Source organism: Rhizobium sp. BK289, assembly GCF_014193575.1.
GTDB lineage: Bacteria > Pseudomonadota > Alphaproteobacteria > Rhizobiales > Rhizobiaceae > Rhizobium > Rhizobium tropici_C.
In genome coordinates this window covers 277,634-301,293 of the sequence record NZ_JACHZO010000007.1, presented here as the reverse complement: position 1 = coordinate 301,293, position 23,660 = coordinate 277,634, and the positions used below count along the sequence as shown (strand labels likewise).

General features: G+C 61.1%; 18 protein-coding genes. 12 read left to right on the top strand and 6 right to left on the bottom strand.

Annotated elements, in window-relative coordinates; all coding sequences use genetic code 11:
* Positions 1–32 precede the first annotated feature (32 nt).
* From FHT84_RS16190 to FHT84_RS16140, 11 genes are all read left to right on the top strand, one after another.
* Positions 33–704, top strand: a complete 672-nt coding sequence (locus FHT84_RS16190; RefSeq protein ID WP_015339225.1) for a response regulator transcription factor — start codon at positions 33–35, stop codon at positions 702–704.
* Positions 694–2,091 (top strand): sensor histidine kinase, encoded by a 1,398-nt coding sequence (locus FHT84_RS16185; protein WP_112342527.1) that lies wholly within the window; start codon positions 694–696, stop codon positions 2,089–2,091. The genes FHT84_RS16190 and FHT84_RS16185 overlap by 11 nt, the downstream gene beginning before the upstream one ends.
* A gap of 90 nt (positions 2,092–2,181) precedes the next feature.
* Positions 2,182–2,613 carry a hypothetical protein gene (locus tag FHT84_RS16180; protein WP_112342528.1) on the top strand — a complete coding sequence of 144 codons (432 nt, stop codon included), beginning with the start codon at positions 2,182–2,184 and terminating at the stop codon, positions 2,611–2,613.
* 95 nt (positions 2,614–2,708) lie between these two features.
* Complete coding sequence (ccmI, locus tag FHT84_RS16175; RefSeq protein ID WP_112342529.1) at positions 2,709–3,851, top strand: c-type cytochrome biogenesis protein CcmI; 1,143 nt, start codon at positions 2,709–2,711, stop codon at positions 3,849–3,851.
* Positions 3,848–4,297: a cytochrome c maturation protein CcmE gene (ccmE, locus tag FHT84_RS16170; RefSeq protein ID WP_112342530.1), complete on the top strand. Its 450-nt coding sequence runs from the start codon at positions 3,848–3,850 to the stop codon at positions 4,295–4,297. The genes ccmI and ccmE overlap by 4 nt, the downstream gene beginning before the upstream one ends.
* Positions 4,294–6,282, top strand: a complete 1,989-nt coding sequence (locus tag FHT84_RS16165; protein WP_113251796.1) for a heme lyase CcmF/NrfE family subunit — start codon at positions 4,294–4,296, stop codon at positions 6,280–6,282. The genes ccmE and FHT84_RS16165 overlap by 4 nt, the downstream gene beginning before the upstream one ends.
* Before the next feature lie 212 nt (positions 6,283–6,494).
* Positions 6,495–6,950: a cytochrome c-type biogenesis protein gene (locus FHT84_RS16160; RefSeq protein ID WP_112342532.1), complete on the top strand. Its 456-nt coding sequence runs from the start codon at positions 6,495–6,497 to the stop codon at positions 6,948–6,950.
* A gap of 181 nt (positions 6,951–7,131) precedes the next feature.
* Entirely contained in the window at positions 7,132–8,682 is a 1,551-nt protein-coding gene (locus tag FHT84_RS16155) for a Do family serine endopeptidase (protein WP_112342533.1), read from the top strand.
* Positions 8,683–8,907: 225 nt separating this feature from the next.
* Positions 8,908–9,642, top strand: coding sequence for a response regulator transcription factor (locus FHT84_RS16150; RefSeq protein ID WP_210209424.1), 735 nt, complete (start codon positions 8,908–8,910; stop codon positions 9,640–9,642).
* Positions 9,639–11,054, top strand: coding sequence for an ATP-binding protein (locus FHT84_RS16145; RefSeq protein ID WP_112342535.1), 1,416 nt, complete (start codon positions 9,639–9,641; stop codon positions 11,052–11,054). The genes FHT84_RS16150 and FHT84_RS16145 overlap by 4 nt, the downstream gene beginning before the upstream one ends.
* A 153-nt stretch (positions 11,055–11,207) precedes the next feature.
* Positions 11,208–14,168 carry a bifunctional [glutamine synthetase] adenylyltransferase/[glutamine synthetase]-adenylyl-L-tyrosine phosphorylase gene (locus FHT84_RS16140; protein ID WP_183762973.1) on the top strand — a complete coding sequence of 987 codons (2,961 nt, stop codon included), beginning with the start codon at positions 11,208–11,210 and terminating at the stop codon, positions 14,166–14,168.
* Positions 14,169–14,267: 99 nt separating this feature from the next.
* Here FHT84_RS16140 and FHT84_RS16135 read toward each other — a convergent pair whose 3' ends face one another.
* Positions 14,268–16,583, bottom strand: a complete 2,316-nt coding sequence (locus FHT84_RS16135; protein WP_112342538.1) for a PAS domain-containing sensor histidine kinase — start codon at positions 16,581–16,583, stop codon at positions 14,268–14,270.
* A gap of 229 nt (positions 16,584–16,812) precedes the next feature.
* Complete coding sequence (gene pepN / locus FHT84_RS16130) at positions 16,813–19,461, bottom strand: aminopeptidase N (protein ID WP_183762976.1); 2,649 nt, start codon at positions 19,459–19,461, stop codon at positions 16,813–16,815.
* 485 nt (positions 19,462–19,946) lie between these two features.
* On the opposite strand from pepN, the gene FHT84_RS16125 reads away from it, so the two are divergent.
* Positions 19,947–20,822, top strand: a complete 876-nt coding sequence (locus FHT84_RS16125; RefSeq protein WP_112342540.1) for a hypothetical protein — start codon at positions 19,947–19,949, stop codon at positions 20,820–20,822.
* Between the two features lie 62 nt (positions 20,823–20,884).
* Here the strand turns inward: FHT84_RS16125 and FHT84_RS16120 are convergent, their stop codons facing one another.
* The 4 genes from FHT84_RS16120 to FHT84_RS16110 all read right to left on the bottom strand — a co-directional run bounded on the left by FHT84_RS16120 (position 20,885) and on the right by FHT84_RS16110 (position 23,658).
* On the bottom strand, positions 20,885–21,046 hold the full coding sequence (locus FHT84_RS16120) for a hypothetical protein (protein WP_169644814.1): 162 nt from the start codon (positions 21,044–21,046) through the stop codon (positions 20,885–20,887).
* Between the two features lie 53 nt (positions 21,047–21,099).
* Positions 21,100–21,291, bottom strand: a complete 192-nt coding sequence (locus FHT84_RS31450) for a hypothetical protein (RefSeq protein WP_112342541.1) — start codon at positions 21,289–21,291, stop codon at positions 21,100–21,102.
* A 138-nt stretch (positions 21,292–21,429) separates the two neighbouring features.
* Positions 21,430–22,314 carry a uracil-DNA glycosylase gene (locus FHT84_RS16115; protein ID WP_113250743.1) on the bottom strand — a complete coding sequence of 295 codons (885 nt, stop codon included), beginning with the start codon at positions 22,312–22,314 and terminating at the stop codon, positions 21,430–21,432.
* Between the two features lie 54 nt (positions 22,315–22,368).
* Entirely contained in the window at positions 22,369–23,658 is a 1,290-nt protein-coding gene (locus tag FHT84_RS16110; protein WP_113250742.1) for an Hsp70 family protein, read from the bottom strand.
* Positions 23,659–23,660: the final 2 nt, after the last annotated feature.

Sequence of the window (23,660 nt, the reverse complement as noted above, 5' to 3'; positions counted from 1 at the left end):
TGTTTTTCGAACCGGGGAAATTGGATCCAGACATGCGCATTCTCATAGTCGAAGACGATATCAATTTGAATCGCCAGCTTGCCGAGGCTTTGAAGGAGGCAGGCTACGTTGTCGATACGGCCTTTGATGGTGAGGAAGGCCATTTTCTCGGCGATACGGAACCCTATGACGCGATCATCCTCGATATCGGCCTGCCGGAAATGGATGGCATCACAGTACTCGAGAAATGGCGCGGTGCCGGGCGCACGGTGCCGGTGCTGCTGCTGACCGCCCGCGACCGGTGGAGCGACAAGGTGGCGGGCATCGATGCCGGCGCGGACGACTATGTGGCGAAGCCCTTCCACGTCGAGGAAGTGCTGGCACGCATCCGCGCGCTCATCCGCCGTGCCGCCGGCCATGCCTCCTCGGAAATCGTCTGCGGCCCGGTTCGGCTCGATACCAAGAGCTCGAAGGCGACCGTCGACGGCAAGCCGCTCAAGCTCACCTCCCATGAATATCGTCTGCTTGCCTATCTCATGCATCACAAGGGTGAGGTGGTCTCGCGTACCGAGCTTGTCGAACATATGTACGACCAGGATTTCGACCGCGATTCCAATACGATCGAGGTCTTCGTCGGTCGCCTGCGCAAGAAAATGGGTGTCGATCTGATCGAAACGGTCCGCGGCCTTGGTTACCGAATCCAAGCTCCAACCAATGCGAATTAAGTCGCTTACGGCTCGTGTCCTGCTGCTGACCACACTCTGGTCCGCTGTGGCGCTAGTGGTGATCGGCCTCGTCATCTCGAATATCTACCGCAAGAGTGCCGAACGCGGCTTTCAGGATCTGCTACGTGCGCAGCTCTCCAGTGTCATCAACTCGGTGACGATCGGCGACCAAGGCGCGCTGTTGGGTGACCCGAAGCTTGGCGACCTGCGTTTCGCCCAGCCGAAGACCGGCTGGTACTGGATGGTCGAGCCGCTCGGCACCTACACCGCGACACCGCTGGTTTCGCCGTCGCTCGGCGCGTCAAGCCTGCCGGTGCTGTCGGTGTTAGAAGCACCCTTCGACAAGCAATACCAGCGCTCTTACATCGTCACCGACGCCTTCGGAAACCGCGTGCAAGTGGCGGAAACCGAAGTCGTACTCGACACAGACGGTCGCGCTGCGCGCTTCCGCGTCACCGGTAATATTGCCGTCGTGGAGGACGATGTCCGTAATTTCTCCCATAGCCTTTATTTCTCACTGGTCGGCTTCGGTGTCGGCAGTCTGATCGTCAATGCGCTCGCCATTCTCTATGGCCTGAAACCGCTCGATAAGGCCCGCGCTGCACTGGAGCGCATCCGCGCCGGTGAGAGCGAACGCCTGCAAGGAGATTTCCCGCGCGAAATCCTGCCGCTTGCCAACGAGGTCAATGCGCTGATCGAAAGCAATAGGCGTATCGTCGAGCGCGCTCGCATGCAGGTTGGCAATCTCGCGCACTCGTTGAAAACGCCGATCGCGGTGCTGCTCAACGAATCCCGTGTGCTCGAGCGCTCGCATGGCGATCTGGTGAAGAACCAGGCCGAAGTCATGCAGGGGCAGGTGCAATCCTACCTCAATCGCGCCCGCATCGCCGCGCAGCGTGAATCCGTGCTGGCTCGCACCGAGGCCGAGCCTGCGCTGGAGCGGCTTGTCCGCGTCATGCGGCGGCTGAATGCAGACAAGGAGTTCGAACTCTCCGTCTCGCCCAATCTGGCGCTCGCCATGGAGCAGCAGGATCTGGAGGAGACGGTCGGCAATCTCCTGGAAAATGCCGCCCGCTTTGCCGAACGCAAGGTGCGCCTTTCGGCAAGCGAAGCGCCTCCGGAGATCAAGGGCATCGATCCCGTGCGCCGTCATTGGGTGGAACTCGTGGTTGAAGACGATGGGCCAGGGCTTGAGCCGGATCAGATTCGCGAGGCGATGAAGCGCGGCCGCCGGCTCGATGAAAGCAAGCCGGGCACCGGTCTCGGCCTGTCGATTGTCAGCGAGATCACCAACGAATATCAAGGCCGGCTCGAATTGTCTCGAGGCGCCTGGGGAGGGCTTCGCGCCAGCCTAATTTTGCCGGGCCTGACGAAGGATGTTGCGTGAGGCACGGCATGATGCCAAAAGACGTTGTGGGTCATGATGATGCCGCAGCGCAGTACCTATGGTTTTGCTTTTTGATACTGGTTCGGTTGTATGAAGCTTCGTACCTTTTCTCTGGTCGCTCCCTCTCTTTTCGCCGCGCTTGCGCTTTCTGGTTGCTCGACGACGAGCGGCTTGGGGGGCGGCAAGAGCCTGTTCTCGTCTGCGAAGCCGCCAGCCTCGGCAACCTTCATCAATGCCCTTGATGGTGGCATTGTCGAGCGCACCGGCGTCAAGCTCAGCGACAACGACAAGCAGCGTGCGCTGGAAGCGGAATACCGGGCGCTTGAGACCTCACCTCTCGGCCAACCCGTGGCTTGGAAGGGCAGGGATGCCAGCGGCGAGGTCGTCCCTGCAGCACCTTACCAGGTCGGTTCGCAGAATTGTCGGCAATACACCCATACCGTTACCGTCGACGGCAAACCCACGATGGCAAGGGGCGCGGCCTGCCGCAATGACGACGGCACCTGGACGCCGCTCGAATAGGCGTCTGCACTGAAAGGCGCGGCCAAACGCCTCAAATCTTCGTCAGATGGCCTTTCCCGGTTGGAATAAGCGCCCCGTTAAAGTATTGGGCGTCTATGCTGTTCTGGATTCTCGTGGCCGTTCTTACGGCGGTTGTCGGCGCTGTGCTCCTCTATCCCCTTCTGCGTGGTGCGAAGGAGGCGGAGGACCGTCGTTCCGGAGAGGCCGAAGTCTATCGCGATCAGCTCAGCGAACTGGACCGGGACCTTGCCGGCGGCCTCATCTCCGCGCAGGAGGCCGGCTATGCCCGCGCCGAAATCGGACGGCGTCTCATCGCTGTTGCCAAGGATGAGAAGACGATAGCGAAATCGCCTGCCCGTGGCAGCTATCGCCTTGCCCAGGCCTTCATCATCGTCCTTCTTCCGGCTGTAGGTCTCTGTCTCTATCTCGTCAATGGCGATCCCGGCCTGCCGGCGCAGCCGCTGGAAGCACGGCTCGAGAAGCCCGGAAACGATCTCGCCATCTCGATCGTCAAGATCGAGCAGCATCTGGCCAAGAACCCGGATGACGCCAAGGGCTGGGAGGTCCTGGCGCCGATCTATTTCAAGACCAATCGCATCGGCGATGCCGAGCTTGCCTATCGCAACCTCATTCGCCTGGAGGGGCCTAGTGCATCTCGCCTCGGCGATCTGGGCGAGGTGCTGGTCGTCAAGGCCAATGGCATTGTGACGGCGGAGGCGCGCGGCGTGCTGCAGCAATCGCTGGCGCTCGATGCCGCCAATCCGCGCACGCTGTTCTATCTGGCGCTGGCGCTGGAGCAGGAAGGCAAGGCGGCCGATGCGAAGACCGCCTTTGAGGCATTGGCGAAACAATCGCCGCCCGACGCACCCTGGCTTGCCGCGGTCAATGAGCATATCATCAAGAATGGCGGCCAGGCGATGGCATCCGCCAACGGCAATGCACCCGGCAATCCGACGGCGGAGGACGTCGCCGCGGCGAACGCGCTCAGCAGCGGCGATCGTCAGCAGATGATCCGCGGCATGGTCGATAGTCTCGATGCGAAGCTCAAGGAGGATCCGAAGAATTTCGAGGGCTGGATGCGGCTCATCCGCTCCTATGCGGTGCTGAATGATCGCGAGCGCGCGGCGGATGCATTGAAGCGCGGTCTCGCGGCCTTTCCGGCCGATGGAGGGGAAGGCCAGCAGCTTCTGGCGCTGGCGAAGGAATTGGGATTGCCGACGGAGGAGACGCAGCAATGACCCGCAAGCAGAAACGTCTTGCTGTGATTGCCGGCGGCATGGGCTTCATCGCCGCCGCCGTGCTGCTCGTGCTGTTCGCCTTCAGCCAGTCGGTCGCCTATTTCTATATGCCGACGGATCTCGCCAAGACACCGGTCAATGCCGGGACGCTGATCCGCCTCGGCGGGCTTGTCGGCGAGGGATCGATCGTGCGCGGTCAAGGTACGCAAGTGCAGTTCTCGGTCACCGACGGCACCGACACGATCAAGGTCAAGTATGACGGCATTCTGCCGGATCTCTTCCGCGAAGGGCAGGGCGTCGTCACCGAAGGCAAGTTCGAGCCGGGCAGCGACGTTTTCGTCGCCGATAGCGTGCTCGCCAAGCATGATGAGCGCTATATGCCGAAGCAGGTCGCCGATAAGCTGAAGGCCGATGGCGTCTGGAAGGGCGAGGAGGCCACCCGATGATCATCGAGCTCGGACATTATGCTCTCGTGCTGGCGCTTGCGACGGCGCTCATCGTCTCCATCCTTCCTGTGATCGGCGCCAAGCGCGGCGACGTGTCGATGATGGATATCGCCCCGGTCGGCGCGATCCTCATGTTCCTGCTGGTCGCTTTTTCCTTCGGCGTACTGACCTACGCCTATGTCGCCTCCGATTTCTCGGTGCTCAATGTCTGGGCCAACTCCCATTCGCTGATGCCGCTGATCTTCAAGATCTCCGGCGTCTGGGGCAATCACGAGGGATCGATGATGCTCTGGCTGCTGATCCTGGCGCTGTTCAGCGCGTTCGTTGCCCTGTTCGGGCGCAATCTGCCCGATGTGCTGCGCGCCAATGTGCTCGCCGTGCAATCGTGGATCTCCTCGGCCTTTCTGGTGTTCATCCTGCTCACCTCCAATCCCTTCATTCGGCTCAATCCGGCACCGGCGGAGGGAAAGGATCTCAATCCAGTGCTGCAGGATATCGGTCTGGCGATCCATCCACCCTTGCTCTATCTCGGCTACGTCGGCTTTTCCGTCTGCTTCTCTTTCGCCGTCGCGGCATTGCTGGAAGGCCGCATCGACGCCGCCTGGGCGCGCTGGGTCCGCCCCTGGACGCTCGCTGCCTGGAGCTTCCTGACGCTCGGCATCGCCATGGGCTCCTATTGGGCCTATTACGAGCTCGGCTGGGGCGGTTGGTGGTTCTGGGATCCGGTGGAAAACGCCTCTTTCATGCCCTGGCTTGCCGGCACGGCGCTGCTGCATTCGGCGCTGGTCATGGAAAAGCGCGACGCCCTGAAGATCTGGACCGTGCTGCTGGCGATCCTCACCTTCTCGCTGTCGCTCCTCGGCACCTTCCTCGTGCGGTCCGGCGTGCTGACCTCGGTCCATTCCTTCGCCAGCGATCCGACGCGCGGCATTTTCATTCTCTGCATTCTGCTGATCTTCATCGGCGGGGCCTTGTCGCTCTTCGCTTTCCGGGCGCCGAAACTTGCCGCCGGCGGATTGTTCGCCCCGATCTCGCGCGAGGGCGCACTGGTGCTGAACAACCTCGTCCTGACGGTCGCCTGCGGTACGGTGCTGACGGGCACGCTCTATCCGCTGGCGCTCGAAACGCTGACTGGCGACAAGATCTCTGTCGGTCCGCCCTTCTTCAATATGACATTCGGATTGCTGATGACGCCGATCCTCATTGCCGTGCCGTTCGGCCCCTTGCTGGCCTGGAAGCGCGGCGACCTGCTCGGCGCATTGCAGCGGCTCTATGTCGTGGCAGGATTGGCCTTCATCGCCGGACTGGTTCTGTTTTACATCAGGCATGGCGGCCCGGTCCTAGCCGTCCTCGGCCTTGCCGCCGGCTTTTTCCTGATCTTCGGCGCCTTGGCCGATCTCTGGTATCGCGCCGGCGTCGGCAAGGTGGCTGCGAATGTGGCCTGGCGGCGCTTCAGCGGGCTGCCGCGTTCGGCTTTCGGCACCGCGCTGGCTCATGCGGGACTCGGTGTCTCCGTGCTTGGCATCATTGCGGTGACGACCTTCGAGGGCGAAAACATCACCAGCATGAAACCGGGCGAGACCGCCGAGCTCGGCGGCTACAGCCTTCGCTTCGAAGGCGTGCAGCCCGGTGTCGGTCCCAATTTTACCGAGGATCGTGCCCGCTTCACCGTCAGCCGTGGCGGGGTTGCCTTTGCGGAAATGTCCTCCGCCAAGCGCGTCTTTACTGCAAGCCGTGCGGCCACCACGGAGTCCGGCATTCTGACCATTGGGCTCAGCCAGCTTTATGTATCGGTCGGCGATGCCAGCAAGGATGGCGGCATGGTCGTGCGTATCTGGTGGAAACCCTTCATTCTCTGCATCTGGTTGGGCGCGCTCGTCATGGCGATCGGCGGCTTCGTGTCGCTCAGCGACCGCCGCCTGCGCGTCGGTGCACCGAGCCGCAAGGCGAAACCGGTTCGCCCTGTCATGGAGCCGGCCGAATGACAGGTTTGATTGTCACCCCCTCATCCGCCCCTGCGGGGCCCCTTCTCCCCGAGGGGAGAAGGGGAGATTGTCGCTGTGATGCCGGTATCGAACAAAGGCTGGTCAACCAAGACTGCGGCGGTTTTTCCTTCTCCCCTCGGGGAGAAGGTGCCCGAAGGGCGGATGAGGGGGTATTCCGCGTCAAGAATAGCGGGGCGGGGAAGAAGGTAGCGGTGTTCGCCCGCCTGCTTATGCTGCTGGCATTGCTCTTTGCCGCAGCCCCCGCCTTCGCCGTCAATCCCGATGAGGTTCTGTCCGATCCGGCTCTGGAGGCGCGGGCGCGCACGATTTCGGCCGAACTGCGCTGCATGGTCTGCCAGAACCAGTCCATCGATGATTCCAATGCCGATCTTGCCCGCGACCTGCGCCTGCTGGTGCGCAAGCGCCTTGCCGGCGGCGATACGGATCGGCAGGTGCTCGACTACATCGTTTCCCGCTACGGCGAGTTCGTGCTGCTCAAGCCGCGCTTGAGCGAAAAGACCTATATACTCTGGGGCGCGCCGATCCTGCTCTTCATTGTCGGCGGATTGGCCTTGGTCGTCTATGCGCGCCGTCGCGCCGGCAAGCCCACCGGCAAGCCTCTGAGCGACGAGGAAGAGGCGCAATTGAACGAGATCCTGGAAAAGTGACGTCGCCGTCATTCTTCACCTCCCGTGATTCCTTCACCTCATTGCCACCACTTCTTTACATTACGAATTTTTCATGGGGCGGACAGTTCGCCGTAAGGTGTCGCGCCCTATACTTATCACTACGAACCAAAGCCGGTTTCGCCGGCGCAAATCCGACGAGAAAAGAAAAGGTAACTTGCATATGTTCAGGAATATCAAGGACAGCCTGTCCCGCAGCACCGCTATGAAGGCCTCGGTCGTCGCCGGCCTCGCTGTTGCTGCTCTGGCCACGGGTGTTCCGGCCGAAGTCAGCCGTTCCTATGCCGATGCCGTCAATGTTCAGGCGCCGCAGGTTCCGAGCTTCGCCAATGTGGTCGATGCCGTGTCGCCGGCCGTCGTCTCGGTTCGCGTCGAATCCCGCGTCAATGCGGCCGCGGATGAAGACGACTCCTTCGGTCTCGGCCGTGGCTTCGATGACCTTCCGGATGATCACCCGCTGAAGAAGTTCTTCCGCCAGTTCGAGCAGCAGCAGGGCCGCGGCCAGCGTGGTCAGAACCAGCAGAAGAATTCCGATGACAAGGGCCATCTGCGTCCGGTCGCTCAAGGATCGGGCTTCTTCGTCTCGGAAGATGGCTATATCGTCACCAACAACCACGTCGTTTCCGATGGCGCCGCCTTCGTCGTCGTTCTCAATGACGGCACCGAGCTTGACGCCAAGCTCGTCGGCAAGGATAGCCGCACCGATCTCGCGGTCCTGAAGGTCGATCCCAAGGGCAAGAAGTTCACCTATGTCGGCTGGGCGGACGACGCCAAGGTCCGCGTCGGTGATTGGGTCGTTGCCGTCGGCAATCCGTTCGGCCTCGGCGGCACCGTCACCGCGGGTATCGTATCGGCGCGCGGCCGCGACATTCATTCCGGTCCCTATGACGATTACATCCAGATCGATGCACCGGTGAACAAGGGCAACTCCGGTGGCCCGACCTTCAACCTCAACGGCCAGGTGGTCGGCATCAACACCGCCATCTTCTCGCAGTCGGGCGGCAGTGTCGGCATCGCCTTCGCAATTCCGGCGACGACCGCCAAGGATGTCGTCGCCGACTTGATCAAGACCGGCACGGTTTCGCGCGGCTGGCTCGGCGTACAGATCCAGCCCGTCACCAAGGATATCGCCGAATCCCTCGGCCTTTCCGAAGCGAGCGGTGCCCTCGTGGTCTCCCCGCAGGATGGTTCGCCGGGCCAGAAGGCCGGCATCAAGAATGGCGACGTCGTCACCGCCGTCAATGGCGAGCCGGTCAAGGATCCGCGCGATCTCGCTCGCCGTATCGGTGCGATGCAGCCGGGCTCCAAGGTCGACGTTTCGATCTGGCGCGCTGGCAAGTCGCAGTCGGTCACGGTCGAGCTCGGCACGCTGCCGGCCGATCAGAACCAGGCCTCCAGCGATGACTCGCAGCCGAGCCAGCCGCAGCAGCCGTCCTCTGAAAAAGCGCTCGCGGATCTCGGCCTCACCGTCGGCCCGTCCGATGATGGCAAGGGCGTCGCGATCACCGGCGTCGATCCCGATTCCGATGCCGCCGACAAGGGCGTGAAGGAAGGCGAGAAGATCACCTCGGTCAACAACCAGCAGGTCTCGAGCGCCGGCGACATCGTCAAGGTCATCGAACAGGCAAAGAAGGACGGTCGCACACGCGCCCTGTTCCAGATCCAGTCTGGTGACGGCAGCCGCTTCGTTGCTCTGCCGATCAACGCCGGCTGATCCCTTCAGCGTGTGAATGCATTCAGGAAGCCGCGCAGGCCACGGCTCGCGCGGCTTCTTCTTTAGAGCCATTCCAGGAAAAGTGCTGAGCGGTTTTCCTGGAATGGCGCGAAAACAAAGCGATAGGGCGGTTGCGAGATTCCGTGAAAAACTGAACCGCTCCAGGACGTTCAATAAGGCTGGTTCCAAGGTAGGTGCAAGATGACAACCACTGGCCAACACGCCATGAATTCTTCCGATTCTGGTTGTGCCGAGACACCCTCGGCGGGTAATGTCGCCCACATGAAGATTCTCATCATCGAAGACGATCTCGAGGCGGCGGCCTATCTCACCAAGGCGTTTCGCGAGGCCGGCATCATTGCCGATCACGCAAGCGATGGGGAGAGTGGTCTCTTCATGGCCACCGAGAACACTTACGATGTCGCCATCATTGACCGCATGCTGCCGCGCCGCGACGGATTGTCCGTTATCAGCGAGCTGCGCCGCAAGGGTGTGCATACGCCGGTTCTGATCCTTTCCGCGCTCGGCCAAGTCGACGATCGCGTCACGGGCCTGCGCGCGGGCGGTGACGATTATCTGCCGAAGCCCTACGCCTTCAGCGAACTTCTGGCGCGCGTCGAAGTGCTTGGCCGCCGCAAGGGAACGCCGGAGCAGGATGTCCTTTATCGCGTCGGCGATCTGGAACTGGACCGGCTTTCGCATGAGGTGCGCCGCGGCGGCAAGGAAATCCTGCTGCAGCCGCGCGAATTCCGCCTGTTGGAATATCTGATGAAGAATGCCGGCCAGGTCGTCACCCGCACCATGCTGCTCGAGAATGTCTGGGATTATCATTTCGATCCGCAGACGAACGTCATCGACGTCCATGTTTCGCGCCTGCGCTCCAAGATCGAGAAGGATTTCAGTCAGCCGCTGCTGAAGACGATCCGTGGCGCCGGATACATGATCAAGGACGAGGGATGAGTCGCTTCCGCGTCCTCTTCAAGTCCACCGCAGTCCGCCTTTCCGCCCTCTACATCCTGCTTTTTTCTCTCTGTGCCGCGACGCTGGTCTTCTATGTCACGGCCATGTCCGAGCGGCTGTTGACGGGGCAGATCCGCGATGCAGTCCAGCAGGAAGTCAATCAGGTCAAGCGTGCCTACGACATCGGCGGTCTGAACCTGCTTCTGCGCACCATGGAGCGCCGCGCGCGCCAGCCGGGAGCTAATCTCTATGTCATTGCCGGTCCTTCGGGCGATATCCTGGCTGGCAACGTCGCTTCCGTGCAGCCCGGCGTGCTCGGCCAGGCCGGCTGGACGGAGCTGCCTTTCGTCTACGAGCGCTATACGGATGCTTCCAACGATCCGGAGCGGCGCCATCTTGCGATCGCCAATATCTTCATCCTCGACAATGGCTTGCGCATCCTGATCGGCCGCGATCTCGGCGAGCCGGAGCGCTTCCGTGTGCTGGTGCGCCAGGCGCTGATGCTGGCACTTGCGATCATGGGTCTCGGTGCGCTGGTCATCTGGTTCGGTATCGGCCGCAACGCGCTGAAGCGCATCGACCGGATGACGGACGCCAGCCGCAAGATCATGGCTGGCGACCTTTCCCAGCGCCTGCCGGTCGGCGGCTCCGGCGATGAGTTCGACCGCATGTCGGAATCGCTGAATGCGATGCTCGAGCGCATCGAGAAACTGAACGAAGGGTTGCGACAGGTCTCCGACAATATCGCGCATGATCTCAAGACCCCGCTCACGCGCCTGCGCAACAAGGCCGCCGATGCGCTCGACAATGCCGATAGCGAGGGTCGTCGCGTCGCTCTTGAGGGCATCATCGGCGAGTCCGATCAGCTGATCCGCACCTTCAATGCACTCCTGATGATTTCCCGCGTCGAGGCGGGATCGGTGGCCGCTGAAATGACCGATGTCGATCTTTCCTCCATCGTCGCCGATACGGCCGAACTCTATGAGCCGGTTGCCGAAGAGGCTGGCCTGGCGCTGACGGCGGATATCGAGCCCGATGTCGAGGTGCAGGGCAATCGCGAGCTGATCGGCCAGGCGCTTTTCAACCTCATCGACAATGCCCTCAAATACGCTTCGGGCTGCAACGGCAAGCAGGCGATAACCTTCAGGCTGGCACGCACGCCCGATGCGGTGACGCTCGCCGTCGCAGACCATGGGCCTGGTATTCCCGTCCATCAGCGCGCTGATGTGGTCAAGCGTTTCTTCCGCCTGGACGAAAGCCGTTCCAAGCCGGGAACCGGTCTTGGCCTCGCTCTGGTCGAGGCGGTCATGGAGCTGCATGGCGGCCGGCTGGAGCTTTCCGATACCGATCCTGACAATCCCGATGCCAAGGGATTAACGGTCACCATGATCTTCCCCATGCAGAAACAATAGGTTAATCCTGCAGTGGAGCCGGGCGATTTTAGGTCGAAACGACCTAAAATCTGGATCCGCTCTAGCATAAAAAAAGCAGAGCATGATGTTGTCCGAAATCCCCTGACACTTTTCGGCATCATGCTCTATCCGCTTGCTGTTGGGGAGAGCTGCATGACGACGACGCAAAGCGATTTGCTGCGGGATGTTCCGTCTGGGCGGTTGCGGCCTTTGAACCAGACCGAGACGAAGTCAGCACTTGCCGATCTCAAGCAGATCGGCGGGACAGAGCCTGCCGTCGCCGCCTTGCTCGCCGAGGAGAGCGCATTGCGGGATTTTATCGTCGCTGCGTTCACCCTGTCTCCTCATCTGCGCGAGATCGCCAATCTCGAACCGTCGCTCCTCGTGGCTGCTATCGAAAGGCCGCTATCGCCTCAGGTCGAAGCACTTGTGGGAGAGGCCCGCCGCGCTTGGTTGCCGGCTGAGGAGGCTAGCCCTTCATCTTCGGAATCCGAGGTGATGAGCCGCCTGCGCATCGTCAAGCGCCGCGCCGCCTTTCTGATCGCGCTCGCCGATCTCGCCGGTATCTACAATGGCAAGGCGACAACCCTTTGGCTGAGCAGACTTGCCGAAGCTTCCATCTCGGCGGCGATCGATCATCTGCTGCTGTCGTCGCACGAAGCCGGCAAGATTTCGCTCCCCGATCCCGCATCGCCGAGCCAGAAATCGGGGCTGATCGTGCTCGGCATGGGCAAGCTCGGCGCCGAGGAGCTGAATTACTCATCTGACATCGATCTGGTCGTCTTCTTCGACGAGACGGCGGGCATCGTGCCCGATCCGGATGACGCCATCGATATCTTCCCGCGGCTGATGCGGCGGCTGGTGCGCATTCTGCAGGAGCGCACGGCGGATGGTTATGTGTTCCGCACCGATCTTCGCCTGCGTCCCGATCCAGGCTCCACACCGCTGGCGATCCCTGTGGACGCGGCGATGATCTATTACGAGGGCAGGGGGCAGAACTGGGAGCGCGCGGCCTTCATCAAGGCGCGTCCGGTTGCTGGCGATATCGCCGCCGGCCAGGCTTTCATTCGCGATCTCGTGCCCTTCGTCTTCCGCAAATATCTGGACTATGCGGCGATATCAGACATTCATTCGATCAAGCGACAGATCCATGTGCACAAGGGCCACGGAGCGATCGCCGTCAAAGGCCACAACGTCAAGCTTGGCCGCGGTGGCATTCGCGAGATCGAGTTCTTCGTGCAAACGCAGCAGCTCATTGCCGGCGGCCGCATGCCGGCATTACGTTGCCGATCGACGGAGCAAACGCTCGCCGAATTGACCGAGGCGAAATGGATCGACGCGGAAACCCGCGATGAGCTGACATCGGCTTACTGGTTCCTGCGCAATGTCGAACATCGCATCCAGATGGTGCGCGACGAGCAGACGCATCTGCTGCCAGAGACCGATGCCGAGCTCCGGCGCATCGTCTTCATGATGGGTTTTGCCGACGTGACGGCCTTCTCCGAGGCTCTGGTGACGACGCTGAAAACGGTCGAGCGGCGTTATGCGCGCCTGTTCGAGCAGGAAACGAAGCTGTCGTCCGGAACGGGCAACCTGGTTTTCACCGGCCAGGGCGACGATCCCGACACGCTGGAGACGCTTCGTCGCCTCGGCTTTGAAAGGCCATCCGACATCGCCAATGTGATCCGCACCTGGCACTATGGCCGATATCGCGCGACCCAATCGGTGGAAGCGCGCGAGCGGCTGACGGAGCTGACGCCCGAGCTGTTGCGTGTCTTCGGCGAAAGCAAGCGTGCCGACGAGGCGCTGTTGCGCTTCGACAGTTTCATTTCCGGCCTGCCGGCGGGCATCCAGCTCTTCTCGCTGCTCAGCACCAATCCGGCGCTGCTTTCCCTCATCGTCAACATCATGTCCTCGGCGCCGCGTCTTGCCGAGATCATCGCGGCCAAGCCGCATGTCTTCGACGGCATGCTGGACCCCGGCCTCATGGCCGAATTGCCGACGCGCGATTACCTGGCCGAGCGCATCAGCAGCTTCCTGGCGCCGGCAAGACATTATGAGGAGGTGTTGGACCGCCTGCGCATCTTCGCATCCGAACAGCGTTTCCTGATCGGCATCCGCCTGCTGACGGGCGCGATCGGTGGGCAGATGGCGGCCCGAGCCTTCACCTACCTTGCCGATCTGATTGTCGAAGCGGCGCTGGATGCCGTGATGAAGGAAATCCGCGCGGCGCATGGCGAATATCCCGGCGGTCGCATCGCTGTCGTCGGCATGGGCAAGCTCGGCAGTTTCGAGCTGACGGCGGGGTCCGACATCGACATCATCCTGCTCTATGACTACGACGAGGCGGCCGGTGAATCGACGGGACCGAAGCCACTCGACGCCCTGCGTTATTTCACACGCATTACCCAGCGTCTGATTGCTGCTCTCTCGGCGCCGACCGCCGAAGGCATCCTCTACGAGGTGGACATGCGCCTGCGCCCTTCCGGAAACAAGGGGCCCGTCGCCACGCGCATCAACTCCTTCGAGAAATATCAGCGGACGGAGGCCTGGACCTGGGAGCATATGGCGCTTTCGCGGGCACGCCTGATCGACGGGGATGAGGCGTTGGTGAACGATGCCGAGCGCATCATCGGCGAAGTTCTCTCGGCAAAGAGAGATGCGGCCAAGATCGCCAGGGATGTTCGCGAGATGCGCGGCCTGATCGAGCAGGAAAAGCCGCCCGAAAGCATCTGGGACCTGAAGCTGATCCCCGGCGGCCTGATCGATATCGAATTCACAGCGCAATATTTGCGGCTGATCGCACCCGAGCATGGCGTCGGCATCGACGCGAACGGTCTCAGCACGGCGGAAGCGTTGAAACTGTTGGGCGCCAGCCTGATGAATCGCAATGATCTCGATGTCTGCCTGGAAGCTTTACATCTCTATACGGAACTGTCGCAGCTCATCCGGCTCTGCATCGACGGCTCGTTCGATCCACAGAACGCGCCTTCGGGACTGGTCGAGCTGGTCTGCCGTGCCGGCGACTGCCCCGATATCCGCGCCTTGGAAGCGGAGCTGAAGCGGTTGTCGAAGACGGTGCGGAAGGTATTTCAGGCAACCGTTGGAAGCTGAAGCATGTCGCGCAAAAGTGCGCAGCGGTTTGCGACAACGACATGCGCAAAATCAAGGACGTAAAGCGCCGGAAGCGAATCTGAAAGATCGCGACGCGCTTTAGCGCTGATCCGGGATACGGATCGCAATGACCGTGCCGATGCCCTCGCGGGAGCGGATGCGCATGCGGCCATGATGCAGCGCGGTCAGCGATCTCGAAATGGCAAGCCCAAGCCCTGAGCCTCCCTTGCTCTTGGCATATTGGCTCTGCACCTGTTCAAAAGGTTGGCCGATCTTGCTCAAGGCCGATTTCGGAATGCCGATGCCCGTATCGGCGATGACAAGCATGACAGCATCTTCGACCTTGCGCGTGCGAACCGCGATACGGCCTCCGTCATTGGTGAATTTCACGGCGTTGGAGAGCAGATTGAGGACGATCTGCTTCATTGCCCGGCGGTCGGCACTCAGCTTGATCTCCGAGGAAATGCTCTGCTCGACGAGGATGTTCTTCTGAGCGGCCGGGATGCGGGTGAAACGCAGGCACTCCTCGATGAGCGGCGCCAGATTGATCTGCTCGCAAGAGAGCTTCATATGCCCGGCCTCGATCTTGGACATGTCGAGAATGTCGTTGATGACGTTAAGCAGATGCTTGCCGCTGTCGTGGATATCCTTGGCATATTCGTTGTAGCGGGCGGAGCCGAGCGGACCGAACATCTGGTCCTGCAGGATCTCCGAGAAGCCGAGGATGGCGTTGAGCGGCGTGCGCAGTTCATGCGACATGTTGGCGAGGAATTCCGATTTGGCCCTGTTGGCCGCTTCGGCGCGTTCTTTTTCCGCAAGATAGTTGGCATTGGCGGTCGAAAGCTCGGCCTTCTGCCGTTCCAGGATCTGCCGCGAAGCGGAGAGATCGTTGATCGTCGCCATCAGCCGGCGCTCGGACTCGCGAAGGCGCTCCTGATTGCGCTTCAGCTGCGTGATATCAGTACCGACGGAGACGAGGCCGCCGTCACGGGTGCGACGCTCGTTGATCTGCAGCCAGCGCTCATCGGCCAGCTGCACTTCCGTCGTCTGCGAATGGCTGATGCGCCCGGGATCGACGATGCGCCGCTCGATGACCGGCCGCGCTGCCGCGGCATTGACGACAGCGCGCTCGGTACCGGGCACGAGCACATTGTCGGGCAGGCCGTAAGCCTGCTGGAAATGCGCGTTGCACATGACGAGGCGGTCGTTCTTGTCCCACAGCACGAAGGCTTCGGACGTGCATTCGATGGCATCGGCCAGTCTCTGATCGGCTTCGGCATAGCGCTGAGCCAGCCGGTGCTGTTCCGTCACGTCCATGGCGATGCCGATCATGTGCACGCGGCCGGAGTTGGTGCGGATCACCTGGGCGCGGGCGCGCATCCAGACATAATGCCCCTTGGCGTGGCGGATGCGCAGGATTTGATCCACCTGGCCGGCATTGCCGCGGGTCACGGAGCGGGCGAGCATATGAAGGCTATTGTCATCCGGATGCATCAGCCGCGCCGCGTCCGTAAAGGCGAGCGGCTTGTCGGCGGCTGGTAGCCCGAGCATGTCGTACATCGAGCGCGACCAGAAGAACTTCCGGCTGGTGAAATCGAAATCCCAAAGACCGCAGCGGCCGCGCGAAAGCGCCGTCTCGACGCGCAGGTTCGATTCGAGGAAGATTTCATCCGCATCCCGGGCCCGCTTCACCTGGGTGTAATAGGCATAGAGAATGACGAGCAGGATGGAGGAGATGCCGGCAAAGAGCGTGACGTTGAGCGTGAGTTCGTCGCGCCAGAGCTTGTCGATCTGATCCATCGATGCGGCCGACAGAATGAAATCGCCCTTGTCGCCGATCAGGGAAATCGCCGCATAATAGGGCTCGCCGCCAATCATGGTTTCGATCACGCCGGCATGGTCGCCGAAATTGCGGATGGCCGATACCTCAGGAAAGAAGTCGGAGATCAGCATGCCGATATAGCTCGAGCCGGCGGCCGACGAGCCGAACACCCGTCCGCTCGACTGTACGAGCAGCACGAATGCGCCGGTATCCAATCGATCCTGCGGTAAAAAGGTGGCCAGCTTCCGCTCCGCGCTGCTGCGGTCGCCGGCCTGGAACAGGCTGGCATCGTTCGAAAAGGCGGCGGATGCGGCGGCGATGGAAAGCGAAGTCGTGCGGCGGGCAGACGCCGCCATCCGACTATGTTCGGTCACCATGCCGAAGAAATGCGAGGCGGCAACGACCATCAGGAAGGAAACGATGAGGACCGGAATGATGCGCTTGAGAATATGTTCCGTCTGCGGGAAGTGACGCGAAATCGCCTCCACACGCACTCCGGTTCGATCGGTAACGCCGCTATGCCAGGATTTCAGACCGTCGAAATTAACACGCAGCCGTCCATCGGCCGCGGTTGCCCGCCGCACGTCCACCATTGCTTTAGCCTTGTCCCTCGTGTGATTCGCTGCGCCGCTCGCCCGAATCTGCCTTAATGAATCACTCGTGATTCGGCTTGTCCAGAGGGTGTGGTAAAACTTTCTTAACCAGCTGCGATTTCGATATATTTTGCACACGCAGCGGTAAGTTGCGCAGATGCGGGACTCGTTTGAGATGAAAAGGCCGATGCAAATCAGCCTTTGAGATCGGTATGCGGGGAGGTCGCAGTCACTCCTTCAGGATGCGGTCCACGATGTCGCGCACGTCGGTCGAAAGGCTGTTCGAGCGTTCGATCCGCATCAGTGCCGAGCGGGCATGGTCGGCACGCACCGGCTCCAGCAGCCGCCAGGAGCGCATCGATGTCAGGATGCGCGCGGCGAGCTGTGGATTGCGCGGATCGATCTCGAGAATTTCGTCGGCCAGGAAATGGTATCCGGCGCCGTCGGCCCGGCCGAAACCCGTGGGGTTTGCGAAGGCGAAGGTACCGACCAGCGCGCGGACGCGGTTCGGATTGGTGTGCTTGAACAGCGGCGTCTCCATCAGCAGCCGAATGCGCTCCAGCGCGCCCGCGCCGGGGATTGCGGCCTGAATGGCGAACCACTTGTCGATGACGAGCGCGTTGTCTGCGAAGCGGTCGCGGAAATGCGCAAGCGCGGCCGCCGTCTCTGCCGTATCCGGGAAGCGCTGCGCCAGAATGGTGAGCGCCGCACTGAGATCGGTCATATTGTTGGCGGCATCATAGGCGGCTTTCGCTCTCGCTGGCGTCTCGTCCAGCTGCGACAGATAGCCCAGCGCCGCATTGCGCAAGGCGCGGCGGCCGGCGCTTGCTGCATCGGGCGTGAAGGCGCCCGACATCTGCATTTCATCATAAAGCGCGGTGAAGACCTGTTTTCCGGCCTCGGCCACCCGCTTGATGATTGTCTGGCGCGCGGCGTGAATGGCATCCGGATCGTTGTTGCCGCCGAGTTCGCGGGCAATATCGGCCTCGCTCGGCAGCGCGAGCGCCTGCGCGCGGAATGCCGGCTCCAGGCTTTCGTCGGCCGCCGCTGCAAGCAGTGCATCGATGAAGGCTGAATCGCAGGTGATATCGATGCCCTGGCGTGCGTCACGCGCCGCCTGCAAGAGGTTGGGCAAGCCGAGATCGGTCAGCGCCTGCCAGCGGGCGAAATGATCGGTCTCGTAGCGGGCGATCAGCGCGAGATCGCGGGCGCCCTGGCTGAATTGCAGGTTGATCGGCGTCGAGAAGCTGCGATTGAGCGACAGGACCGGGCGCGAGGGAATGCCGTGGAACGTCACCGTCTGCGTCTGCTTCGTCAGGTGCAGCACGTCGTCGGTGAGCTCCGCACCGATGACGGATGTTGGTGTGATGAGACTGCCGTCTTCGGCAAGCAGACCCATGCGCAGCGGAATATGCATCGGCTTTTTGGCGGTTTGACCAGGCGTTGCCGGCACCATCTGCTCAAGCGACAAAGTGAACGTCTTGGCATCGGCATCATAGGCGCCGGATGCGGTGACAAGGGGCGTCCCGGCCTGATGGTACCACAACGAAAACTGCGCGAGATCGCGGCCGCTGACATCCTCGAAGCACTTGATGAAATCTTCGATCGTGACGGCCTGTCCGTCGTGCCGATCGAAATAGAGGTCCATACCCTTCTTGAAGAGATCGCGGCCGAGCAGGGTTGCGATCATGCGCGTGACTTCGCTGCCCTTCTCGTAGACGGTCGTCGTATAGAAGTTGTTGATTTCACGATATGTCGTTGGCCGAACGGGATGGGCGAGCGGCCCGCTGTCCTCCGGAAACTGATCTGACTTGAGATGACGGACTTCGGCGATGCGCTTGACGGGACGCGAGCGCTGGTCGGCCGAGAATTCGTGATCGCGATAGACGGTCAGGCCTTCCTTGAGGCAGAGCTGGAACCAGTCGCGGCAGGTGATGCGGTTGCCGGTCCAATTATGGAAATATTCGTGGGCGATGATGGCTTCGATATTGGCATAGTCGGCATCGGTCGCCGTCTCGGGATCGGCGAGCACGTATTTGTCGTTGAAGACGTTGAGCCCCTTGTTCTCCATCGCGCCCATGTTGAAGTCCGATACGGCGACGATCATGAAGATATCGAGATCGTATTCGCGGCCGAACCGCTCTTCGTCCCACTTCATCGAGCGCTTCAGCGCGTCCATGGCATAGGCGGCACGCGGCTCCTTGCCATGTTCGACATAGATCTTCAGCGCCACTTCGCGGCCGGAAAGAGTGGTGAACGTATCTTCGACAACGCCGAGGTCGCCGGCGACGAGCGCGAAGAGATAGCTCGGCTTTGGATGCGGATCGAACCAGGCGGCGAAATGCCTGCCTTCACCATAGCCGGCGCCGCCGAGAAAATTGCCGTTCGACAGCAGCAGCGGATTGGCGGCCTTGTCCGCGATGATATTGACCGTATAGGGCGCGAGAACGTCCGGCCGGTCGGGGAAATAGGTGATGCGACGGAAGCCCTCGGCCTCGCACTGCGTGCAATAAATGCCGCCGGTGCGGTAGAGGCCCATCAGCTGCGTATTGGCTTCCGGGTTGATCACGGTCGTGATCGTCAGCTCGAAAGGCGTGCTTTCCGGCAAATCGCGAACGGTGAGGCTCTCCGGCGTGGCGTCATATTGCTCGGCGGGAAGTTCTCCCTGGTCGAGCAGCAGCCCAGACAGAACCAGTTCGTCGCCATCGAGCACGAGCGGTGCCTTGGGATCGATGCCTTCGCGACGGTGGAAGATCAGCCGCGCTTCGACCTTGGTTTCGGTTGGATGCAGATCGAAGGTAAGGTCCACGCGTTCCAGAACGAAGTCGGTGGGACGGTAGTCTGCCAGATTGACGATCTGGCCGGTGTCTGTTCGCATGGTCTATCCTGATCAGGCTAAGCTATGGCGGGTGCAGTCCGAAGCCTCCCTCGGACTGAGGTGTCGCATCATTACATCGAAATCTGAACCAAAGTTAAAGTCATGTCGCGACATCAATATGTTTTGATATGGCACAATAAGTATTCGCTTGGCAGGCTGTCTTCATTTTAGGTTGAATGCAACTCTTTAATGGATATCGGCTTGATCAAGCGCTAATTTCCGCCTGCAATTTGCAAACTGATGTTATAATTCCCGCGCATTCAGACGGATCATCATGGCGGCATTACGGGCAAAGGCCGCTGTTCAGTCGAGGAAACAATAATTTAAAGTAAATTATTTGTTTAACCTCTTGCGATATAAGCGCGGTTGCATAACTATAGCATGCTATTAGATGTCGGAATTATGATCGATTCCGGTGAATTTGTTCACAAAAATGAAACATCCCTGTTATCGCTGATTGAAATGGGCACCCCAAGGAGGCCCGATTGAGTTTTTCCATCGAGCAGCTTGCTCGCCATCCCAAATTCGTTGCGTCATTGCGCTTTCTTGCCGAGGCGCTGCGCAACCGTTACGACAATGGCCCGAGAATTGCGCGCATGCTCGCCTCGCATCAGCGCTGGCTTCTGACACAGACGGCATATGCGCTTCACCTTGAGCATGACCCGGCCATTCCCGGCTCGGGGTTGACCGTCGTAGCGCTCCGAGACCTCATCACGCGGTATCGTGTCGCCAGCCGCAATACGGTCTTGAGCTTCATCGAAGAGCTGCAGACCTATCGTTTCCTCGAACTGGCTCCCGGCCCCGTTCGCCGCCCGCGCCGTTATGTGCCGACGGAGATGAGCTTCACCGCGATGTTCGGTTGGTATCTCGCCAACCTGACCGCACTCGATCTGCTTGACGATGGCGCGCGGGCTGCGGCTCTTGCCGCTTCACCGGCACTGATGGATCTTGCCCAGCCACGCATGGCACGCAATTGCCTGGAAATGGAAATCTGGCGTGAACCGCCCGAATGCATTGGCTTGTTTCTTTGGACGGAAGCCGGCGGCCTTGTCGTCGATCACATCATATCGAAACTGGATCTCACCGAGGAGGGAGACAGGATCGATATCGGTCGCGTGGATGCGCGGGCGCTGGCCGCCCACTTCATGATATCGCGAACCCATCTGCAGCGCCTGTTGCGCAAGTCGGCCGAGCGGGGGGATATTGGCTGGCACGATGAGGTCAAGACTCGTATGTGGGTGTCGCGCAATTTTCTGGATGAATATTGCGGATGGCAAGCCGTGAAGCTGGCCGCGATCGATGAGGCTTTTGCCTGGGCGCGATCGGCCCAGGGACGCTCCGCTGTCGCTATTGACGAGTAAAGGTCGGCGCTGGCTTGGCCGTTAGGCCGCAGCCAACGGGATGCGGATCCATCCGTGAAATTTCAAAGAGGGATGCTCGCCGATACCCGCGCGGCACCTGTCTCGCGGCATTCCTCCTTGCGGAAGGTGCGCGCGCGCTCAAACTCCTCGGCAGCTCGCACAGCGGTGCCGATATGGCCGACCGAATCGAATAAGGCGATGAGTGAACGAAAACCGGACGACATGATACAATTCCTGATAATCAAACGCTACGCTGCGGCGCCAGCGGCGCCTGTGTTCAGCAGGTTCGGAAATCCGCGAAGATTGCCGTCGGGCGGCTGACGCGAGCCGAAACACCTGTCCCTCGAGCGATCATCTGCTCATTGGCAGCGATGCCGAAATTGCGATGTCCATTTATCGCGCGCACGGGCTCGATGGCTCGGCGTAGGGTATCAAACCCGCAGTGAATAGGGCGCAAACGTGCAGTCATGGCCTTGGTTCCTTTCGATTCCTCCCAAGACGCCACTCTATATTGCAACGCAACATTGATTCCGCAATGCACAACGCCAGAAGACTGCCATGCATAAAATGCACGGCTAGCGTCATTTTTCGTTAACTGTGGCGAAAATCAGCCTAATATTTCGGCGTCGATATAATGTTTGAAGGCCAGCAGGTCGTTCCAAGCCAGGCGCTTGTTGATCGGTGCGGTCAGCAGTTCCTGCGGATGGAGACTGGCGATTGCCGGCACGGCCCGGCCAAGAATGCTTAATTCGCGCCACTGTCCGCGCAATCCGTGAATGGTCTCGCCCCCTCCGAAGAAGTATCTGGCGGTAAAATTGCCGAGCAGCAGCAAGGCCTTCGGCTCGGCGAGCGCGATCTGCCGTTCTATGAACGGACGACATATCTCGATTTCGGGCGCGGATGGCGCCCGGTTGCCGGGCGGCCGCCACGGAATGACGTTGGCGAGCAGAATCCCGTCACGTTGCAGGCCGATGGCGGCCAGCATCTTGTCCAGCAACAGGCCGGCGCGGCCGGAAAACGGTGCGCCTTCCCTGTCATCGTCGGCGCTCGGCATCGGACCGATCACCATGATTCGGCCTTCCGCGGTACCGCTCGCAAAGATCGTCGAGCGGGCGCTATTCTTGAGATTGCAGCCATTGAAGGCTTCGATCGCGGTTTTTAATTCGCTGAGCGAGCGTGCACTTTCGGCGGCGAACCGCGCCTGTTCCACAGCCTGCTCATCGGGAATGGCGGGCGCGGCGCGCGGTGGTGCGGCAGAAGGTGCGGCCGGCTTTGCAGCCTGCCGACGCTCCGGCTGCGTCCGCGTCGCAGGCGCCGAAGCTTCAGCGCGGGGCTGCGCGGCGCGCGCGCCTTCCCTGGCGGCACGCATGGCCTCGAATTCGGCAAACCGATCCACCGGTTGTTCTTCCAGCAGCCAATCGACACCGGCATCCGCATGAAAATGCAGAAGCGCGGCAAGTTCGGCCGGGGTGAGGTCGCTGGCGGAAATCATTAGCGAACTCTAGCCAAAGCGACACAGGAACGAAAGAGCGGGGCGGGTGCTATGTCAGGCCGTCCACTGAGCGATATCGTCGCGCTCGCCGATCAGGGCAAGACCGTGGGCGATCGATAGCAGTTCGCCACCCGTTTCGATACGCTCCTGGCCGAAGCGTTCCGTGAAGATGCGCCGAACTGCCGGCACGAAAGAGGTGCCGCCGGTCAGAAACACCTTGTCGATCGAATCGGGCAACGTCTTCGTGGTCGTCAGAACGTCGTCCAGCGCACTCTCGATGCGGGCGAGGTCGTCGGCAATCCAGCTCTCGAAATCGGCCCGGCGAACATGCTTGCGGCCGGCCTTGCCGAGCGGCGGGAAGTTGAATTCGGCTTCTTCTTCGCGCGAAAGCGCCATCTTCGTCGCCGATACGGCCTGATAGAGCGGATAGCCCTCATCATGGTCGACGAGCTCGATGAAGGTTTCCAGCTTTTCCGGTTCCAGGCTGCTGCGTACGAGTGTCTTCAGATCGGCATATTCGCGCGAGGTCTTGAAGATCGAAAGCTGGTTCCAGCGCCCGAAATTGGCGTAGTAGGAGGTCGGCACTTCCAGTAGTTTGTCGAAGCTCTTGAAGAAGCTGCCCTTGCCGATCGCAGGCGAGACGATGTTGTCGATCATCCTGAAATCGAAATGATCGCCGGCGATACCGACGCCCGAGTGGCCGATGGGGGTGGCCGTCAGCTTTCCGGCATGCGTTTCGAAGCGGATCAGCGAATAGTCGGTCGTACCACCGCCGAAGTCGGCAACCAGCACGGTCGCATCTTTCTCCAGATGCTGGGCGAAGTAGAAGGCCGCCGCCACCGGCTCATAGACATAATGGATTTCGGGAAAGCCGAACCGTGCAAGAGCGGCGTTGTAGCGCTCCGTCGCAAGGGCTGGGTTCGGATTGGCGCCGGCAAAGTGCACCGGCCGTCCGGTGACGATGCGCGAAACATTTTCGGGCCATCCCTCTCCGGCGTAGGCGCGCAGGCGGCGCACGAAGATCTCCATCAGATCCTCGAAGCTGTGCCGCTTGGCGAAGATCAGCGTGCCCTGGAAGAGGGCGCTCGCCGCAAAGGTTTTGATCGACTGCAGGAAGCGACAGTCGCCGGGGTTGTCGATGAATTGCCGGATCGCCGCATGCCCGGCCTCCACCTTGAGCGCGGTCGCGCCCAATCCCGGATCTTTCATGAAGGAGAGCGCCGTGCGCATGCTGTCGGTTGTGCCGGCTGCACTATGGAAGGCGACCGACTGTGTCGCGGACCCATCGGCCATCGCCAGAACCGTGTTCGTCGTGCCGAAGTCGAAACCAAGCGCCCGAGCCATGC

What these genes read in the sequence shown, in the direction of transcription:
- FHT84_RS16190 (WP_015339225.1), top strand. Translation starts at nt 33, where the DNA reads ATGCGCATTCTCATAGTCGAAGACGATATCAATTTGAATCGCCAGCTT.
- FHT84_RS16145 (WP_112342535.1), top strand. Translation starts at nt 9,639, where the DNA reads ATGAGTCGCTTCCGCGTCCTCTTCAAGTCCACCGCAGTCCGCCTTTCC.
- FHT84_RS16155 (WP_112342533.1), top strand. Translation starts at nt 7,132, where the DNA reads ATGTTCAGGAATATCAAGGACAGCCTGTCCCGCAGCACCGCTATGAAG.
- ccmI (WP_112342529.1), top strand. Translation starts at nt 2,709, where the DNA reads ATGCTGTTCTGGATTCTCGTGGCCGTTCTTACGGCGGTTGTCGGCGCT.
- FHT84_RS16120 (WP_169644814.1), bottom strand. Translation starts at nt 21,046, where the DNA reads ATGTCGTCCGGTTTTCGTTCACTCATCGCCTTATTCGATTCGGTCGGC.
- FHT84_RS16185 (WP_112342527.1), top strand. Translation starts at nt 694, where the DNA reads ATGCGAATTAAGTCGCTTACGGCTCGTGTCCTGCTGCTGACCACACTC.
- ccmE (WP_112342530.1), top strand. Translation starts at nt 3,848, where the DNA reads ATGACCCGCAAGCAGAAACGTCTTGCTGTGATTGCCGGCGGCATGGGC.
- FHT84_RS16150 (WP_210209424.1), top strand. Translation starts at nt 8,908, where the DNA reads ATGAATTCTTCCGATTCTGGTTGTGCCGAGACACCCTCGGCGGGTAAT.
- FHT84_RS16165 (WP_113251796.1), top strand. Translation starts at nt 4,294, where the DNA reads ATGATCATCGAGCTCGGACATTATGCTCTCGTGCTGGCGCTTGCGACG.
- FHT84_RS16180 (WP_112342528.1), top strand. Translation starts at nt 2,182, where the DNA reads ATGAAGCTTCGTACCTTTTCTCTGGTCGCTCCCTCTCTTTTCGCCGCG.
- FHT84_RS16115 (WP_113250743.1), bottom strand. Translation starts at nt 22,314, where the DNA reads ATGATTTCCGCCAGCGACCTCACCCCGGCCGAACTTGCCGCGCTTCTG.
- FHT84_RS31450 (WP_112342541.1), bottom strand. Translation starts at nt 21,291, where the DNA reads ATGACTGCACGTTTGCGCCCTATTCACTGCGGGTTTGATACCCTACGC.
- pepN (WP_183762976.1), bottom strand. Translation starts at nt 19,461, where the DNA reads ATGCGAACAGACACCGGCCAGATCGTCAATCTGGCAGACTACCGTCCC.
- FHT84_RS16140 (WP_183762973.1), top strand. Translation starts at nt 11,208, where the DNA reads ATGACGACGACGCAAAGCGATTTGCTGCGGGATGTTCCGTCTGGGCGG.
- FHT84_RS16110 (WP_113250742.1), bottom strand. Translation starts at nt 23,658, where the DNA reads ATGGCTCGGGCGCTTGGTTTCGACTTCGGCACGACGAACACGGTTCTG.
- FHT84_RS16135 (WP_112342538.1), bottom strand. Translation starts at nt 16,583, where the DNA reads ATGGTGGACGTGCGGCGGGCAACCGCGGCCGATGGACGGCTGCGTGTT.